Below are 17685 nucleotides of genomic sequence, written 5' to 3'. Positions count from 1 at the left end.
CGTGATGAGGCTGTACCCATGTCACTTCGTGAGGAGACGGCGCAGGTGTGGCCCCACGACGCCGGTGGGCGCATGTGGCCTCGTGAAGAGGCGGTGCCGCAGGGGTTTTCGCGCGATGAGGGCGTGCCTGGCTCGCCGCGTGCTGAGACTGCGCCTGCGTGGCCCCGAGATGGGGGTGTACCCACGCCACCCCGTGATGAGGCTAGGTCTGCCCGTGCCGACGAGGGGGATGTTCCCATGAGGCCCGAAGAGGCGATCGGTCCGGTAGCGACCGGTGACGTCCCACCGGTGACGGATTCGCTCGGTAGCATGGGCGATTCGGGGTCGGTGGGTCTCCAGGACTCGATTCGGCGGGAGGCGCGCGCGCCGCGCGATACGGCCGAGTCGTCTTGGGATGCGTTTGGCCGGGCGGAGTCGAACGGGGCCGTGGCGCAACCATTCCGGGCATTCGATGCCAATGATCCCGTGACCGAGCAGCTTCCGGTGCAAGGTCCAGGGTGGAGTGTCGACAATATGCCGACGATGCCGCTGCCCGTGCGGCGTCGGGGCGGGCCGGTCGAGTCGGGTGGGGTCACCGAACCGATGCGCCCGATAGCGCCGCCGATCGAGTCGGCAGCGTCGGTGCGGCAGCGGGAGCAACCTGCGGGTGAGCCTGTCGAATCGGCGCGGCGCGCGGAATCCGCAGCCTACGATGTCACGACAGGGCAGTCGGGTCGGGTGCGGGATTGGTCTGTCGAATCCGGTAGTGCCGGTGCGCCTTTCGAGTTCGGTTCGGCTGAAGATGTGAAATCGGCCGAAGCCGCATCGACCAAGACGAATGCGGCAGCGACCGAGGCATATGGCGCATCGACTGCGGCGTATACCGCCGCGACCGAGGCACACACGGAAGCGGTCGCCGCAGATGTGGCAGCGAACAGCGCTTATACAGAAGCGACTCCCGCAGATGTCGCACCGACCGAGGCACACATCGCGGAGATCCCTGCGGATGCGACGCCGACAGAGGTCTATCCGGTGGCGTCAGGCCCGGAGGTGGCACCGACCGACGTTTATCCGGTGGCATCCCGCGCGAATGTGGTATTGACCGAGGCGTATTCGGCCGCGTCCCGCGCGGAGGTGACGTCGACCGAGGCATATTCGGCGGCGACCCGCGCAACTGTGGCATCGACCCAGGTGCATACGGCAGCGTCTCCGGCGGACGTGGCCCCGACCGAGGCGTACGTGGCGACTCGGGCAGATGTGGCATCGACCGAGGTGTACGCGGCGGCGACTCGGGCAGATGTGGCATCGACCCAGGTGCATACGGCGGCGTCTCCGGCGGACGTGGCGCCGACCGAGGCGTACGCGGCGACTCGGGCGGATGTCGCACCGACCGAGGCATACACGGTAGCGACCGCGGATGTGGCGTCAACGGATGTGCACGCATCGGAGACCGAGCAATCCGAATCGCCCGACAGCTCCGAGCGTCCTCGGAAGCGTTCGCGTCGAGGAAGATCCGCGAAGGATGAGCAACCAACTCCGGCGGACCGCTGGAATGCCGCCCGTACCCCGCGTGTCGAGACTCCGCACACCCCGCTGCTGAAAAGACCGTTGACCAAGCGGATCGGCTTGGCGGTCGGCGCACTGGCCGTGGTCGGAGGCTTGGTCTATGTGGCGGATCTGCTGTTGACTTCGGGATCGGTGCCGCGCGGCACCGTCGTGGCGGGTGTCGATATCGGGGGGATGAATCCGGGATCGGCCGACGCGCGACTACGTGCGGCCCTGGAATCGCGTTCCACCAGGGAGATTCCGGTCACCATCGGCGATATGCGGTCCACGCTGGTGCCGAATGCGGCAGGTCTGGATTTCGATTGGCCCGCCACCTGGTCGCGGATCGGCGGTCAGCCGCTCAATCCGTTCACCAGGGTGCTGTCGCTGTTGCAGACCCACACCGTGCCGGTGGTCAGCGCCGTGGACAGTGCGGCGCTGGATCGTCAGATGGCCGCGCTGCGCGTGCACGACCGACCGACCGTGGAGGGCACGGTGATTTTCCAGGGCGCCAAACCCGTTGCGGTGCCACCGGTTCCGGGGCGAGTGCTGGATGTCGACGCGGCCCGCAAGCAGATCGTGCGAGATTGGATGCTCGGGGGCGGACTCGATCTGCCGCAGATCGCCGCGCCGATGACGGTGCGCCCGGAATCGGTGGATCGGGCCATGCGCGATTTCGCCGTACCGGCCGTCTCCGCGCCAATTGTGTTCGCGGGCAAGGGTGCCGAGGCCAGATTGGATCCGGCGCAGATCGCCTCGATCCTCACCTTCATCCCCAATGGGGAGGGCGGTCTGGCCCCCAGCTTCAAGCAGGATATTGCGATCGGTTTGCTGGCTCCGCAGTTGGGCGCCTCCGAGGTCGAGCCGAAGGATGCCGGGTTCAGCTTCGCCGCGGGTGCGGCCAAGGTGGTTCCCGCCGTGGTCGGCGACAAGGTGAACTGGCCCAAATCGCTCGAGCAACTGCCGAATCTGATTGTGGCGCAACAGCGCACGGCACCGGCGATTTATGAGAAGGCCGATCCGAAACTCACCACCGAGGCGGCGCAGGGGCTGAACATCACCGAGGTGATGGGTCAATTCACGACCGGCGGGTTCAGCGGACCGTCCGGGGTGAATATCCGCACCGTGGCGCGCAAGGTGGACGGTGCGATCATCAAACCGGGGGATACCTTCTCGCTCAACGATTTCACCGGTCCGCGCGGCACCGCCGAGGGCTATGTGGAGTCGGGCATCATCGATCACGGCAGGCCGAGCACGGCCGTCGGCGGCGGGATCAGCCAGTTCGCGACCACCCTCTACAACGCGGCCTACTTCGCGGGGCTCGAGGACGCGGGCCACACCGAGCACAGCTATTACATCTCGCGCTATCCAGCCGCGCGCGAGGCCACCGTCTTCGATGGCGCGATCGATCTGCGTTTCCGCAACAACACTCCGAATGGCATCTATATCGAGACCTCGGCCTCGGATTCGGAGATCACCGTGCGGCTGTGGGGCGTGAAGACGGTTGATGTCGAGTCGATCACCGGCGAGAAGTCCAAACCCACCGAACCGCAGACGGTCAAGCTGGCGAAGGGGCACGACTGCATCGCCTCGGAGGGTGCGCCGGGCTTCACGATCTCCGATACCAGGGTCATCTCCGATCACCGCACGGGACGCGAGATCTCGCGCCACACAAGGACGGTCAAATACGACCCGATACCGGTGGTCAAGTGCGAGTAGGCGCGGCGGTGGGAAGCGGGATCGCCGATGCGCCCGATCCATGGTGCGCTTGAATCGGGTTCGGCAGTCGAGCATCCCTACTGTTCGGGGTGCTCCACATCGCGTAGCGCCCTGGCGACCAATTCGCGCATCGGAATGCGCAAAGCCGCGCACAGCGCGTGTAGCTGTGGCATATCCGGTGAGCGTTCGCCATTCTCGAAGCGCTGAATCGTACTGACCCCCAACCTGGTGGACTACGGATATCCGAATCCCATCCGCCGCGATCTCGGCCGCGCCATCGCGACCCACCCGGCCAATCCGCGCCCGCCGATCCCCCGCGGCGTGTCCCCAGATCCGCGCCTGATCTCAGCTGATTCGAAACTGGCGGTGCCACAGTGGTATTCGCGTAGTTCACACCCGCCTATGAAGGGAGCAGTCCATGGTCGTACCCCGGTCGAGACGGGAGGTGTTCGATGTCTGCATCGTCGGCGGCACCTGGAATCCGGACGGTGAGGGCGTGTGCCGGGCCTTCGCCGAGACATTGGACCCGAAGCTGTTCGCGCCGCGCATGATCCCGTATCCGGCCGACTACGGTCGCGACGTCGCCTATGCGGACAGTGTGGCGGAGGGGCGGCGATTGCTCATCGAGGCGATCGAATCCACCCCGAATCGGGTTGTGCTGGCCGGATATTCCCAGGGAGCGGCCATCGCCGGGAATGTCGCCGCCGAGATCGGGCGCGGCGAGTTGCCACAGCTCGATGTGGTCGCCTGTGCGCTGATCGCCGATCCGCTGCGGCCCGAAGGGGAATGCGTCGGGGACGATCCGGGCGGCTACGGGATCGCCGGGCAGCGGGAGGTTCTCGGGATGCCCGCGTACTGGGCTGCCGCCGAGGGAGATCCGATCACGGCGCTTCCGGCGGGCAGTCCGCTGCGGTCGATCGCCGACCTCACCGAATACTTCAGCCTGGCCAACCCCGGCGCGGTGCTGCGCTGGGGACAGAGCCTCGTCGATGTCGCGGTGCAGCGGCAACTACAGCAGTGGTGGTCGCCTGCCAATTGGCGGACCTGGGGAGGTGCGGTCGCTTACGCCCGCGGCTATCTGGCCGACGGTCGCCACACCGAGGACTACCTGCGGTACGGGCACATTCAGCGGCTCGCCGAGGCGATCGACCGCGAGGTGAGCGCGGGAGCGCGCTGATGCCCTGGTTCCAGGTGGACGATCAGCTCGGCTTCCCTCCGAAGGCGGTCGCGGCAGGGAAATGCTGGGAGTTATCGGTCTTGATTGCTTGGTATCAGAAATCTGCTGGATCCAAATGTTTCCGCGCTTGTGAACGCGGTCGACTCCGTCGGCGTGATGAAGGGTAGCGCAGGGAATTTTCGTGGCCGGTCCCAACTGCTTTCCCCAAGAAAGACTGGCAATCGAGTTCGCGAATAGAGTACCCAGAGTCAGGTTGTCAAGACATCAATACGCGGTTGAGATCGGAATTCTCGAAGGCGGTTCGCGCATCGAGGGGCAATGGTAGCAACCGATCCCGCCACCCCAGGATCGGGGGCACTCTAATTGAAGGCGGTTTCATTTCCCATTCCTGGGAGTGGATATTTGTTTCGGTGTGGTAGAAAAACCTTTGTCGACAATCGAGACCCATGGGTCGCACGGATCATCCCAAAGAGTTAGAGGTTAGATGAGCAAGTTGCGTGTGTTCGGTGTGGCGATTATCGCGGCCGGGATTCTGGGTGCGGGAACCGGGCTGGCTTCGGCCGCGGTGGTTCCGCTGGAAACTCCGCAGGTGCAGGAAATCATCGCCCCCGGTGAGCAGGACCCGACTGGTACGGGGTCGAGCAAGTTCCTTCCCGATCTGGTGAAGTCGCTCAGCAGCGGCTCCGGCGGGGCTAGGGCAACGAGTCGGTAGTCCGCAGACCAACGCGAAGCGGCCCGGCACGAGTTCGGGCCGCTTCGGCGTTTTCGGTGGATCCCGAGCGCCACACGCGATCGTTTCGAAACCGCTGTTTGTTACTTCCAATTGGTAGGGGGCCGGTCACATTGTGGCCAGTCGATCGCCGCTCGTGGCGCAGAGTGGCGAACGCACTGCCGGGCGAATGTGGATTCCGTTTTCGATAAGCTGCGACGGGTAGGGCTACCGCGCAGCGGGACCGAATGCGTACGGCCGGGAAACTCCACCTGGATGATTCGCTCTGCAAAACACGTTCTGCTCGATTCGCAAATCTTCAGCAATTAGGGTCTTAAGTCCCATTTTCGCTGGTACCACTGGATTTCTCGAAGTCTCGTGCTAGAACGTGTTCTACCGGCTATCCGACTTTGGCCGGTGAGCGTCTCCTAGGAAGTGAAGACTTGATGAACAAGTTGCGTGTGTTCGGCGTTGCGATCGCTGCGGCCGGAATCGTCACCGCTGGCTCGGGGCTGGCCTCGGCCGCGGTGCTCCCGCTCGAGCCGTCGCAGCCGGCCCAGACCGCGGCCGAAGGGACGGCGGGCACCGGCGGCGCCGGCTCCGTCAGCTCCGGCTCCTCCGCGGTCCTCATCCCGCTGATCACGTTGATAATGACCGGCAGCTCGGGTGGCGGCCACTGATCTCGTACCGCACGGAGAGGGCGGCCCGGAGACGTCCGGGCCGCTTTTTCCGCCTCACAGCGGCGCACGCATCAAGATGACGTTGTATTGCTGATGCTGGGTGACCATGAAGTAGAGGTCGCCACCGGTTTGATACGGGAAGATCATCGGCGCGTAGGCCGAAGGCAGAGCGCGGCCGTCGATGAGCACCCGAGGTTCGCTCCATGGTCCCTGCGGTGCCGAAGCGGTCCGCAGCACAACGGAATTGGCCCCGTCTGTGGTCAACATGACGAAGCGGCCCAGATATTCGTTCCACATCACGGACAGTTCGGCGACATCGCCGACGATCGGCGCGGCGGCCCTGGCATCGCCCGCCCGCCAGGCTCCGCCGTCCCAGTACTCGTAGGCGTCGATATTGGCGATATCGGATTCCCGTGCGCGCGAGATGAATCCAGCGTTTCGGCGACCCGCAGGCGTCCCGTACCGGTAGATGTATCCACCGTCAATGACAAAAGCATTCTGCTGGAACCGTTCGAATCCATCGACATTGGCCCGGCGGGTGCTGGGCAGTTGCCCCCAGGTCTGCCCGCCGTCGGCGGAGGCGGCGAGGGTGCAGAAGTTGGTCTCCCACCGGCCGGGTTCGCCCCAGTCGCGCACCGACATCATGCTCAGGTACTGCACACCGCCCACCGAGATCCCCGCGGTGGGGATGAAGCTGATCTCGATACCCGGAATCTTCGGGCTCGGAAGGGGATTGGGCACCACACCGTCGAAGAAGATGCCACCGGAAGGGTCGTGGGTCCCGCTGCGGAACAGGACGTTGCTGCTCCAGGCCCAGATGCTGCCCACGAGCAGGTTCGGGAGGCCGAGTCCCGCGGTATCGCCGAAGGCGGTGAGCATGCGGCCGTTTCCGTCGTCCCACATGATGCCGAGGTCCGTGCCGAGCACATTGACGTTCTGGGTCTGATTGGGGCTGTCCATACCGGTGACCTGGAAGACGGCCTTGGCGGGTCCCGGCAGCTGCGGCAGTCCGTGAATACCGTTGAGCACCGGTATTGGCATGACCAGATTGGGATCGGCCCCGGCGATGCCCGCGGCCGCGAGGGATAGCGCCGCGGCGAGCCCGCCGATTCTGGTGAGAGCGAACAGATTCATCCAGATCATCCCTTCCGGCGAACGGCGCACGATCAGGGCCATTGTGCCCGCAGATCGCGCGCACGTCCCGTCACATGTGAAACCGAAGGTGTATCAAGAGATCCGGTGAACAAGTACCGTGACGAAAAAGGGTCCCGTCCGAATCCGGACGGGACCCTTCACGTTTGGGCTCAGAAGGCCGCTTCGTCGAGCTCCATGATGTCGTTGTCCAGGTTGGACAGCACCGCGCGGGTGGCGGTCAGCTCCGGCAGCACATTGCGGGCGAAGAACTGCGCGACGGCCACCTTGCCGCTGTAGAACGCCTGGTCGGCGCCGGTCGCGCCCTTGTCGAGCGCCTTGATGGCGATCTCGGCCTGGCGCAGCAACTGCCAGCCGATGAGCAGGTCGCCCACCGCGAGCAGGAAGCGTACGGAACCGAGTCCGACCTTGTACAGCTCATTGGCGTCCTGCTGGGCACCCATCAGGTGACCGGTCAGGGTGGCGGCCATGCCCTGCACATCTTCCAGTGCGGTCGCGAGCAGTTTGCGCTCACCTTTGAGGCGGCCGTTGCCCGCTTCGGAGTCGATGAACTTCTGGATCTGGCCCGCCACGTGGGCCAGCGCCACACCGCGATCGCGAGCGATCTTGCGGAAGAAGAAGTCCTGCGCCTGGATGGCGGTGGTGCCCTCGTAGAGCGAGTCGATCTTCGCGTCGCGAATGTACTGCTCGATCGGGTAGTCCTGGAGGAAGCCCGAACCACCAAGGGTCTGAAGCGAATCCGTGAGGTACTGGTAGGCCCGCTCGGAGCCGACGCCCTTCACGATCGGCAGCAGCAGATCGTTGACGCGCGCCGCCAGCTCCGGATCCGCGCCCGAGACCAGTTGCGCCACATCGGCGTTCTGATGCGAGGCGGTGTAGAGGTACACCGCGCGCAGACCTTCGGCGTATGCCTTCTGCATGGTCAGCGAGCGCCGCACATCCGGGTGGTGGGTGATGGTGACGCGCGGAGCGGCCTTGTCGGTCATCCGGGTCAGGTCCGCACCCTGGACGCGCTGCTTGGCGTACTCGAGTGCGTTCAGGTAGCCGGTGGAAAGGGTGGCGATCGCCTTGGTGCCCACCATCATTCGCGCGTGCTCGATGACCTCGAACATCTGCGCGATGCCATTGTGCACCTCGCCGACCAGCCAGCCCTGCGCAGGCACGCCGTGTCCGCCGAAGGTGACCTCGCAGGTGGCCGAGACCTTCAGGCCCATCTTGTGTTCGACATTGGTGACGAAAGCGCCGTTGCGCTCGCCCAATTCGCCGGTCTGATGATCGAAGTGGAACTTCGGCACGAAGAACAGCGACAGCCCCTTGGTGCCCGGTCCGGCGCCCTCGGGACGGGCCAGCACCAGGTGCATGATGTTCGGGAACAGGTCATCGGAGTCGCCGGAGGTGATGAACCGCTTGACGCCCTCGATGTGCCAGGAGCCGTCGGCCTGCTTGATCGCCTTGGTGCGGCCCGCGCCCACATCGGAGCCCGCGTCGGGCTCGGTGAGCACCATGGTGGCGCCCCAGCCCTGGTCTGCGGCGATCTTCGCCCAGCCCTTCTGCTCCTCGGTGGCGTTGTTGTAGAAGATATTGGCGAAGCCCGCGCCCGCGGCGTACATGAAGGCGGCGGGCTGCGCGCCGAGGATCAGTTCGGCGATGGCCCAGTAGGCCGGGCGGGGGATGTTCAGGCCGCCGAGATCCTCGGCGACACCCAGCTTGTCCCAGCCGCCGTCCTGGATGGTGCGGTAGCTCTTCTTGAACGATTCGGGGAGGGTGACCGAGTGGGTGTTCGGGTCGAAGACCGGCGGGTTGCGGTCGGCGTCGGCGAAGGACTCACCGAGCGGACCTTCGGCCAGGCGACGCACCTCGTTGAGCATCTCTTTGACCGTGTCGGTATCCAGGTCGCCGTAGGCGCCGCTGTCGAGCAGCGAACCCAGGCCCAGCACCTCGAAGAGGTTGAACTCCAGGTCGCGCACGTTGGATTTGTAGTGGCCCATGTCAGTACTCACTCTCCGTTGAGTTGGTGCGGTCGGTTGTGTGCCGTTCCCGCCCGTTGTTGCCACCGGGTAGCCGTACCGGAGTCGGACATGCTACTCGCGGGTAACTTATGCGCCATATTACCGGCGGGTAATGGGCTCGGCCAAGGCCGATACGGCCAAATGTGATGAGACGAACAACTCGAATCGGGCCTGCCCGGCGCGCGGGCAGCAGCGCGCATCCCGCCGGCAATCGCTCGATCCGGGCGCTGCGCGAGCGGTCGGAAGCGCCGACGGCGGTAGGGTGCGGTGTGCGAATCGAAACGGGCGCTGGACCTGCGGAAATCGAATTCGACAAGCCGCGGCGACCGACCTTCCTTCTGCTGCTCACCCATGGCGCGGGCGGCGGGGTCGAGGCGAAAGATTTGCTGGCGGTGCGCGATTCGGCGCTGTCACTGGGCGGCGCGGTGGCGCGGGTGGTACAGCCCTACCGGGTCGCCGGAAGGCGCGCGCCGGGCTCGTCGGTCAAACAGGACGAGGCGTGGTTGGAGATCGTCGCGGCCCTGCGGCCGAAGGTCAAAGGCGCGCCACTGATTCAAGGCGGTCGCAGCAATGGTGCGCGGGTCGCGTGCCGCACTGCGAAACTCGCCGCGGCGCGCGGCGTGATCGCGCTGTCATTCCCGCTGCATCCGCCCGGCAAGCCCGAACGGACCCGCCGCGACGAACTGCTGGCGGCAGGCATCGAGGTGGTGGTGATCAATGGCGGCAGCGATCCCTTCGGCATCCCGGATGCCGCCGACGCCGCCGAGGTGCGGGTGATACCCGGTCAGGCACACGCGTTCCGCTCCGGATTCGATGTCATCGGACAGACCGTGACGCCGTGGCTGCGGCGGTGGTCCGAGTAGGACTGCCCATTTTCGGCGCTACTGCGGCCTGCGCGTGGCGATGACCAACGCGTCGATGGCATCGCGCCCTTCGGTAGGACGCAAGACGCGGTCCGCGGTTTGAATGGCGATGCGGGAGGACAGCGGACCCAGGTCGGCGCGAATGTCATCGGGAGTGAACAGGACGGCCCGATCTTGGGGACCGCCGAAACCGTCGGTCAGGTTGGTGGTGTCGTGACCGAGGATGAGCAGAGTGCCTTCGGGAGCCAACAGGGCGGCGGCGGTGCGGACGGTGGCGCGCCGCAGCTCCTGCGGCAGTTGCAGGAAGACCATGAGGATCAACTCGTACGGGCCGGTGACGCCCGCCGCGACCACATCGGTGACATCGGCGCACTGCCAGGTGATCCTGGCGCGCACCGAACGCGACAGCCGCGCGGCGACGGTGCGTCCTTTATCTATACCGACCTGGGAGAAATCCACGGCGTGCACCTGCCAGCCGTGCGTGGCCAACCACAGGCTGTTGCGGCCCTCACCGCACGCCAGGTCCAGGGCGCGCGGTAGTTCCGACGGCGACTGGGTGCGCCGGTTCAAGCCGTAGACATGTTCGACCACCGTGCTGTTCGGCGGTGCGCCCCACACCAATTCGCTCTGCGCGTAGCGCGTGTCCCACTCGGCCGCATCCATGTGCTCGAGTCTATTGCGGGTCCGGACCTCGAAGACGAACGCTCGAGGTCCGGGCTCGCGGGGCGACTACAGCGCGGTGCGCATCAGGATGACGTTGTACTGATTGTGCACCGTCGTGAGGAAGTACAGGTCACGCCCGGTTTGGTACGGGAAGATCGACGGCGCGTAGGCGGCGGGTAGCTCGCGGGTGTCGATGAGCACCTCCGGCTCGCTCCACGGACCGGTCGGACTCGAGGCCCGCCGCATGACCACCGAATTCCAGGGATCCGTGGTCAACGCCAGATACTGGCCGAGGTAGGCGTTGTACATGACCGACAGTTCCCCGACTCCGCCCATGATCGGGGCGGCCGCGTTCACATCGCCCCGGTGCGACCAGTTCTGGCCCGTCCAGTACTCGTAGGCGTCGAGGTTCTGAATATCGTTCTCGGGCACCCGCGCGAGATGCACCGCATTGTTGCGGCCGGACCTGGTGCCGTATTCGTAGACGAATCCGCCGTCCTTCAGGAAGGCGTTCATCTGGAAGTTGGCGTGGCCGCCCTCATTGGGTCGGCGGGTGAATGCCAGATCGGCCCAGGTTTCGCCGTTGTCGGCCGAAGCGGCCAGACCGGAGAAGTTGGTGGTCCACTGGCCGACGTTGTCCCAACTCCGCACCGACATCAGACTCATGTACTGCACACCGTTGACCGCGATACCCGCCGTGGGGATGCGACTGATCTCGATGAAGGGAATCTTCGGGCTGGGAATCAGATCGCGGGCCTGGCCGAAGACATCGCGAACGACGCTGTCGAAGAAGATGCCATCGGCCGGGTTGTGGGTGTGGCTGCGCATCAGGATATTGCTGCGCCAGGCCCAAATGCTGCCCGCGAGCAGATTGGGCAGGCCGAGGCCCGCGCTGTCGCCGAAGGCGGTGAGCATTTCGCCCGCGCCGTTGTCCCACATGATGCCCAGGTCGGTGCCGAGCACGTTGTAGGACTCGGTGTTGTTGGGGCTGGCCATCCCTGTCACCTGGAATACCGCCCTGGTGCGACCCACCAGATTGGGCAACCCGGCCGTGCCGTTGAGCACCGGAATCGGGTTGATGGCATTGGGGTTCGCCGTGGCGGGGGTGGTGGCGGTCAGCAGTAGCGCGGCGCCGCCCGCGAGCATCGAAAGCAGGAATTTCGCGGTCCTGGACAAAGTCTGTGAGCCTTCCCGTTTCTCGGGTGCGATCCACAGACCATCTCGCAGTGTCTCGCACTACTTTTCGACCGGCTGGCAATCGCACAAGATGCTAACAGTCGCCGGGTGGAATTTGGCGGCTTGTCCCGGTTTTTTGCGAAACGCGGTGCCGGTTGAATTCCGTATCCGGAAATGTGGTTGGCGCGATGCGGTGAAGTTGCCTGCGGCGGCGGATCATTCGGGGCATTGCCTCGCCGGGAGGGGTCTGCTCTAATCGTACGAAAGTAACCGTCAGTACTGACGGTATGAGTCCGTGAACGGAGGTCCCATGCTGCCCGCGGGAATGGATCCGCGCACCCCGGTCCTGGTCGGCGCCGGTCAGGTCGTGCACCGCACCGGCGAGGCCGGACTACCGGGACCGGTCGAGTTGGCCGCCCGCGGTCTGCGCCGCGCGGGCGCGGACAGCGGCACCGGCGACAAACTGCTGCGCACCGCCGACACCATCGCCGCAGTGGCCCCGGTGACCAGGCCGTATCCGAATTTCGGCGCACTGATCGCGGCCGAACTCGGCATCGAACCCCAGCGCACCCTCCAGTCGGTGCGCTTCGGCGGTGACGCGCCGCAACGGCTCGTCAATACCGTCGCGTGCGATATCGTGGCCGGTCGCTGCGAAATTGCCCTCATTGCCGGCGCGGAGGCGGTAGCCGCCTGGAATGGCGCGACCAGAACCGGCGCGGAATTGACTTGGCCGCAACAGTCCGACGCTGCCGCGCCCGATATGACCATCGGTTCGGACCGCCCACCGAATTCGGAGATGGAGACCGCCGCCGGAATGTGGGGACCGGTGTATTTCTACGCGCTGATGGAATCGGCACTGCGCGGCCGACTCGGCGCGACCGAGGACGCGCACCTCGACCGGATCGGCGCGCTCTGGTCACGGATGTCCGGCATCGCCGCGCGCAATCCGTACGCTTGGCAGCCGGTCGAGCGCACGGCCGCCGAATTGTGCACACCCTCGGCGGCCAACCGCATGGTGTCGACGCCGTACCCGAAACTGCTGGTGGCCAACCTGTCGGTGAATCTCGGTGCCGGACTTGTCCTTTGCAGCGCGCAAGCCGCCGATGCGGCAGGCGTGCCGCATGAGCGCTGGATCTTCCCGCATGCCGGGGCGGTCGCCGCCGACGAGTGGTTTGTCACCGAGCGGGCCGATATGGCCGCCGCACCCGCCATCGCCGCCGCGGGTCGGGCCGCACTGCGCGCGGCCGGTATCGGTATCGATGACGTCGCGCACCTCGATCTGTACTCCTGCTTCCCGGTCGCGGTGCAGATCGCCGCAGCCGAGCTCGGTCTGCCGATCGACGATCCGACGCGACCGCTGTCGGTCACCGGCGGACTGACCTTCGCGGGCGGGCCGGGCAACAACTACACCACCCATGCCATCGCGACCCTGGCCGGAATGCTGCGCGAGGACCCCGAATCCTACGGTCTGGCAACGGCGCTCGGCTGGTACGCGACCAAACACGCCGTTGGCGTCTATTCCGGGCGGCCACCCGCCGCCGGATTCCGGGCACTCGAACCGGAAGTGCTTTCGGCACACCGCGATTCGGATCCGAACTATCGCGGTCCGGTCGAAATCGAGGCATACACCGCGGTGTACCGCAAAGGTCCGGCGCCCGAGCACGTCGACGAACCCGAAGCCGTGGTGATCAGCGCCCGCACACCGTCGGGCGCCCGCATACTGGTGCGAGCATCCGACGCCGACACCGTCGCCGCCTGCGTCGACGGCGATCCGCTCGGCGCGCCCGCCGATATCGCCGCACCCGACCGGATCACCCTGCACTGAACACCCGAGGAGCATTCATGACCGACCCGGTTCTGATCGAACGCCGCGACGCGATCACCGTGCTGACCATCAATCGTCCCGCCGCCCGCAATGCCATCGATCCGGCCGCCGCCCGCGCCATCCAGGCCGCCGTCGAAGCCTTCGAGGCCGATGCAGGCGTGCGCGTGCTCGTCCTCACCGGGGCGGGCGGAACATTCAGCGCCGGAATGGATCTCGTCGCGGCCACGCGCGGGGAGATGCCGATCACCGAACGCGGCCCGCTCGGCATCACCGCGAAACCACCTGCCAAGCCGATGATTTCGGCAGTCGAAGGGTTCGCCCTCGCGGGCGGTTTCGAATTGGCGCTGGCGGGCGACCTCATCGTTGCCGCGAACAACGCCCAATTCGGAATCCCGGAGGTCAAACGCGGACTGGTCGCGGCGGGCGGCGGTGTGCTGCGCCTGACCCAGCGCCTGCCACGCAGCACCGCCGCCGAACTCGCCCTCACCGGCGGACGCATCTCCGCCGAACGCCTCTACCAACTCGGCCTGGTCAACCGGATCACCGAACCCGGCGAATCCCTCACGGTCGCCCTGGAGTTGGCCGCCGAAATCGTCGCCGCCGCCCCACTCGCCGTAGCGGCGAGCAAACGCATCATCGACGAATCCCCGGACTGGTCCGTCAGCGAAGGTTTCGCCAAACAGGGCGAAGTCGCGCTGCCCGCACTGGTTTCCAAAGATGCCGCCGAGGGCGCACTGGCCTTCGCGCAGAAGCGCGAGCCGCGCTGGCAAGGACAGTAGTCACATGTCGCCCGTCGCGGTGACCCCCGATCGCCTCGATTCGACCGATGCGATCGGGACACCCCTGTCGCCGGGCGACGCCCTCGCGGCGATTCGGTATTGCGGTGAACAAGGATTCGCCGCGACCATCCACGACGCAGACGCAGACGCAGACGCAGACGCAGACGCAGACGCAGACGCAGACGCAGACGCAGACGCAGACGCAGACGCAGACGCAGACGCAGACGCAGACGCAGACGTGGGCGTGGTTCTTGGCTGAGCGGGTGCGTGAAACGCAGGCGCAGCGGCGCGAGCGAATGCGGACGCGGCTGTTGGAGGCGGCAGTCGCGGGGCTGGTCGAGGCGGGATATTCGGGGACGACGACCCTGGCGGTGCAGAAGCGGGCCGGGGTGCCGCGCGGGACGTTGCAGCATCATTTTCCGACCAAGGCGGATCTGCTGACCGGGGTGGTGGAATTCCTCGCGGCGCGCCGATCCGCTCAACTGGCAAGCGAATTGGCGGCCATCCCGCCCACAGGGGATCGGTTGGCGGCGGCGGTCGAGTTGTCCAGCGCCATGTTCACCGGACCGACCTTCCTTGCGGCCCTGGAGATCTGGGTGGGCGCGCGCACCGACCCGGAACTGCTCGCCACCTTCCTTCCACTGGAAGAGCGTCTCTTCGCACTCATGTACACCACGGTCCGCGATATCTTCCGCGCGGAGTTCCCGAATGACCCGCGGGTGCCCACCATCACCGAATTCACCATCGAGATCATGTCCGGACTGGCGATGCGCGCGCTGCTCACCGGCCGAGTCGATCGCACTCGAATCCTCCAGCGCCGCTGGCAGAACGCGGCCCGCATCCTCCTCGGCGCCGCGACACCCGACACCCTCCTCGATACCGCCCAGTAGGCCACCCTGCTCGACGCGGCCACGTGGCGCGCGAACCTTCCCGTGGCTCACTTCTGTCCGGTGTGGGTGAGGTTGGACGGTTCTTCCCCCCGTCGACCGAGTCAGCCCTGCGCCGCAGTTCAGTGCTCGAGGGCGTCCAAGAGCACGGCGGAACAGGCGGCTGGGTCGTCGTAGAACGGCGTATGTCCGCTGCCGTGCAGCGTGAGGTGTCGTGCGCTCGGCAGCATCGTCCTGGCGCGTCTGCTCTGGGTGACGTAGGTGAGCAGTATGTCGCGCGAACCCCAGGCGATGGTGACGGGAATCTTTGTGAGCGCGGATGTTTCGGACAGTCGCGCGGAGTCGAAGGATGCGAGTCCCTCGGCGAAACCTGGTGCGTCGATCGCGCCGTGCGCGGTGGCGAGTGCGATCTGCGGGGTGATGGCCCACGGCTTGCCGAAGACCAGGCCGAGTAGGGCGGTGCGGCCTGCGGCGTTGCCGAATAGCGTGGGAAGGGCGGGGCGGAGGGCGCGCGCCAACCGCACCGACCGTCCGAGGGATTGTTGGCACCAGATTCGGCCGGGTCGGTCCCAGAATCCGATCGGTGAGAATGCGGTGACCGAGCGGGTCAGACCGCGGGCGCCGAGGTTGAGCGCGATGAGCCCACCCATCGAGTTGCCCGCCACGTGCGGGTGCTCGATCCCTTGCGTCGCAAGGAATTCCGCGACGGAGTCGGTGAGCGCGTCGACCGTCGTGTGTTCGAGCGGGGTCGATGCGCCGAAACCGGGCAGGTCGAGCGCGATCACCTCGAAAGATGCGGTGAGCGTGGCGAAAAGCGGCTCCCATACCTGCCAGTGGCTGCCGATGCCGTGCACGAGGACCAAGGGTTCGCCCGCGCCGACACGGTGGTAGTTCAGTGCCATATGCGCCATCCAGGGTGATTCATCTGGGTCGAGCGTACCGCCGGCGAAGTCGCCCGGAGCGACTCCGAGTCGTACCGCGAATGGATCGAGTCGTCCGCCAAGGGATCGAAGTCGGGTAGTGGCAGTCCATACCGCGAAGGGGGCCGAGTTGCCCTGGTTCGGGCAGTTCACACTTCGAACAGTGAACAAGGCGGATTCAGCCGGGCATCGGTACGATAAATGGTATGGCAACGCGTAAGGTCACCCTTTCGCTGGACGCTGCCGCTTGGTCCTTCGCCGAACAGGCGGCCGCCCGCGCGGGCATGTCCCCGTCGGCTTGGATCTCGCGGGCCGCCAGGCGGGAGGCCGTGCGGACGGGGGTCGGTCCGATCGGGGAGGTCGGGTCGCTGGCCGCCGCCGACGAGGCAGAACTATCCGCCGCCGAAGAGGAGTTGCGTGCGCAGGGGTGAGCTCTGGACCTACCACCCGCACGGCTTCACTCGGCAGCGCACGATTGTGCTCATCAGCAGCGACGGCATTCACGAATCGCCGCGTCCGTGGCTGATCGCGGCCGAGGTGATGGCCGAGGATCCGCAGGACATCCTTGCGGTTCAGCTGGCGCCGCACGGGTGGGTGCACGCGGGCAATATCGGTCGCATCTATCGCGGCTGGCTGGCCGAGCGGGTCGCCGAGACCGATACGGAGGTGTTGGAGCGGTTGGATACCGCACTGCGCGCCGCCATGGACCTGTGATCCGCTGTGAACCAAAGGGCGTACCTCCGCCTTCGCTCCGGCCATGCGCAGGTCTGCGGACTGCTTCGCAGGCAGCGCCGGTTGGCGTACCTCCGCCTTCGCTCCGGCCGTGCGCGGTCTGCCAACAGCTTTGCGGGCAGCGACTATTCGGCATTTCGCAATGGCCGTACATGCGGCATGATCATGGCCGATTCGATGAATTCCGACGAAGGGATAAGGGTGCGGATACTCCTGTTCACGGCCGCGTTGGCCGCCGTGCCGCTGCTCACCGCGTGCGGCGGGAACTCACGGCCCGACGTGACGGCCGCCGACCTGTCGGACTCGATGTACAAGAAGGGTATGCACGATCGGAACCTGACCGATTGTGCTGCGAAACTCTATGTGGTGGAGGGCATTTCGCAGGACGGCTTGCGCTTGATGGTGAGCGACGAGTACGACAGGAAGGCCGCCGACCCGAACACCTTCGGCATGGACGCGAAGGATGCCGACAAGGTCCGCGCCGCACAGGAGAAGATCGTCGCCCAGTGCGTGGGCAAACCGCAGTAACTTAGGCCCTGTTTCGGAGTCTCACTAAAGCGCCACCGCCAACTCGACCTCGGCCTCGGATCCGGCGACCAGATCCTCCGCCGTACGGACAGACTTCTTCACCGGGAGGATGTAGGTGGCCCTGGCCTTGTCCGGAAACAGCGAGGTGGACCAACTGGTGGCCCCGATAGAGACGGTGACCCGCACCGAACCCCACCCATTGGCCAGGTGGGCGTAGCGCTCCTCGATTTCGTCGGCGATCTCCTCGGGTAGGGAGACGAAATGCCACGAGCCGCCGTTGTGCTCCCACACCTCGGCGGTAAACGAATATCGCGATCCAGCCACGCCCCGACTGTAGTCAAA

At 66.0% G+C, this 17685-nt stretch carries 18 protein-coding genes; 11 read left to right on the top strand and 7 right to left on the bottom strand.

What is annotated here, in order from left to right; translation table 11 throughout:
* Positions 1-237: 237 nt before the first annotated feature.
* Positions 238-3243, top strand: coding sequence for a VanW family protein (locus tag D5S18_RS11195; RefSeq protein ID WP_239003667.1), 3006 nt, complete (start codon positions 238-240; stop codon positions 3241-3243).
* Between the two features lie 77 nt (positions 3244-3320).
* Here the strand turns inward: D5S18_RS11195 and D5S18_RS11190 are convergent, their stop codons facing one another.
* Complete coding sequence (locus tag D5S18_RS11190; protein ID WP_120039719.1) at positions 3321-3467, bottom strand: helix-turn-helix domain-containing protein; 147 nt, start codon at positions 3465-3467, stop codon at positions 3321-3323.
* 194 nt (positions 3468-3661) lie between these two features.
* Here D5S18_RS11190 and D5S18_RS11185 point away from each other — a divergent pair, with 194 nt between their 5' ends.
* The 3 genes from D5S18_RS11185 to D5S18_RS11175 all read left to right on the top strand — a co-directional run bounded on the left by D5S18_RS11185 (position 3662) and on the right by D5S18_RS11175 (position 5809).
* The gene (locus D5S18_RS11185) at positions 3662-4420 is read left to right on the top strand and encodes an alpha/beta fold hydrolase (protein WP_120039718.1); all 759 of its coding nucleotides are present in this window, start codon (positions 3662-3664) and stop codon (positions 4418-4420) included.
* 484 nt (positions 4421-4904) lie between these two features.
* Positions 4905-5132, top strand: a complete 228-nt coding sequence (locus tag D5S18_RS11180) for a hypothetical protein (RefSeq protein WP_120039717.1) — start codon at positions 4905-4907, stop codon at positions 5130-5132.
* 443 nt (positions 5133-5575) lie between these two features.
* Positions 5576-5809, top strand: a complete 234-nt coding sequence (locus tag D5S18_RS11175) for a hypothetical protein (RefSeq protein ID WP_120039716.1) — start codon at positions 5576-5578, stop codon at positions 5807-5809.
* Between the two features lie 54 nt (positions 5810-5863).
* On the opposite strand, the gene D5S18_RS11170 is transcribed toward D5S18_RS11175, so the two are convergent.
* Positions 5864-6943: a glycoside hydrolase family 183 protein gene (locus D5S18_RS11170; protein WP_239003666.1), complete on the bottom strand. Its 1080-nt coding sequence runs from the start codon at positions 6941-6943 to the stop codon at positions 5864-5866.
* Positions 6944-7113: 170 nt separating this feature from the next.
* On the bottom strand, positions 7114-8949 hold the full coding sequence (locus tag D5S18_RS11165; protein ID WP_120039715.1) for an acyl-CoA dehydrogenase: 1836 nt from the start codon (positions 8947-8949) through the stop codon (positions 7114-7116).
* Positions 8950-9239: 290 nt separating this feature from the next.
* Here D5S18_RS11165 and D5S18_RS11160 point away from each other — a divergent pair, with 290 nt between their 5' ends.
* The gene (locus tag D5S18_RS11160) at positions 9240-9833 is read left to right on the top strand and encodes an alpha/beta hydrolase family protein (RefSeq protein ID WP_120039714.1); all 594 of its coding nucleotides are present in this window, start codon (positions 9240-9242) and stop codon (positions 9831-9833) included.
* An 18-nt stretch (positions 9834-9851) separates the two neighbouring features.
* Here D5S18_RS11160 and D5S18_RS11155 read toward each other — a convergent pair whose 3' ends face one another.
* Positions 9852-10496, bottom strand: coding sequence for a class I SAM-dependent methyltransferase (locus tag D5S18_RS11155; protein WP_120039713.1), 645 nt, complete (start codon positions 10494-10496; stop codon positions 9852-9854).
* Positions 10497-10562: 66 nt separating this feature from the next.
* Positions 10563-11672 carry a glycoside hydrolase family 183 protein gene (locus D5S18_RS11150; protein ID WP_439651103.1) on the bottom strand — a complete coding sequence of 370 codons (1110 nt, stop codon included), beginning with the start codon at positions 11670-11672 and terminating at the stop codon, positions 10563-10565.
* Positions 11673-11982: 310 nt separating this feature from the next.
* Between D5S18_RS11150 and D5S18_RS11145 the strand changes: the two genes are divergently transcribed.
* The 3 genes from D5S18_RS11145 to D5S18_RS11130 all read left to right on the top strand — a co-directional run bounded on the left by D5S18_RS11145 (position 11983) and on the right by D5S18_RS11130 (position 15166).
* Positions 11983-13497, top strand: coding sequence for an acetyl-CoA acetyltransferase (locus tag D5S18_RS11145; protein WP_120040593.1), 1515 nt, complete (start codon positions 11983-11985; stop codon positions 13495-13497).
* A gap of 17 nt (positions 13498-13514) precedes the next feature.
* Positions 13515-14276 carry a crotonase/enoyl-CoA hydratase family protein gene (locus D5S18_RS11140; RefSeq protein WP_120039712.1) on the top strand — a complete coding sequence of 254 codons (762 nt, stop codon included), beginning with the start codon at positions 13515-13517 and terminating at the stop codon, positions 14274-14276.
* A 104-nt stretch (positions 14277-14380) separates the two neighbouring features.
* Positions 14381-15166 carry a TetR/AcrR family transcriptional regulator gene (locus tag D5S18_RS11130; RefSeq protein ID WP_239003665.1) on the top strand — a complete coding sequence of 262 codons (786 nt, stop codon included), beginning with the start codon at positions 14381-14383 and terminating at the stop codon, positions 15164-15166.
* 119 nt (positions 15167-15285) lie between these two features.
* Here D5S18_RS11130 and D5S18_RS11125 read toward each other — a convergent pair whose 3' ends face one another.
* Complete coding sequence (locus tag D5S18_RS11125; protein WP_120040591.1) at positions 15286-16065, bottom strand: alpha/beta fold hydrolase; 780 nt, start codon at positions 16063-16065, stop codon at positions 15286-15288.
* 224 nt (positions 16066-16289) lie between these two features.
* On the opposite strand from D5S18_RS11125, the gene D5S18_RS11120 reads away from it, so the two are divergent.
* From D5S18_RS11120 to D5S18_RS11110, 3 genes are all read left to right on the top strand, one after another.
* Positions 16290-16514 (top strand): hypothetical protein, encoded by a 225-nt coding sequence (locus D5S18_RS11120; protein ID WP_120039709.1) that lies wholly within the window; start codon positions 16290-16292, stop codon positions 16512-16514.
* Entirely contained in the window at positions 16501-16797 is a 297-nt protein-coding gene (locus D5S18_RS11115; protein WP_120039708.1) for a hypothetical protein, read from the top strand. Before D5S18_RS11120 ends, D5S18_RS11115 begins: the two co-directional genes overlap by 14 nt.
* Before the next feature lie 195 nt (positions 16798-16992).
* Entirely contained in the window at positions 16993-17343 is a 351-nt protein-coding gene (locus D5S18_RS11110) for a hypothetical protein (protein ID WP_239003664.1), read from the top strand.
* 24 nt (positions 17344-17367) lie between these two features.
* Here the strand turns inward: D5S18_RS11110 and D5S18_RS11105 are convergent, their stop codons facing one another.
* Positions 17368-17667 carry a DUF1905 domain-containing protein gene (locus D5S18_RS11105; RefSeq protein ID WP_120039707.1) on the bottom strand — a complete coding sequence of 100 codons (300 nt, stop codon included), beginning with the start codon at positions 17665-17667 and terminating at the stop codon, positions 17368-17370.
* Positions 17668-17685: the final 18 nt, after the last annotated feature.

Origin of the sequence: Nocardia panacis (assembly GCF_003598715.1) — a bacterium.
In the GTDB taxonomy this organism is placed as follows: domain Bacteria; phylum Actinomycetota; class Actinomycetes; order Mycobacteriales; family Mycobacteriaceae; genus Nocardia; species Nocardia panacis.
The sequence above is the reverse complement of the archived record's forward strand: the minus strand, read 5'-3'. Positions and strand labels throughout refer to the sequence as shown.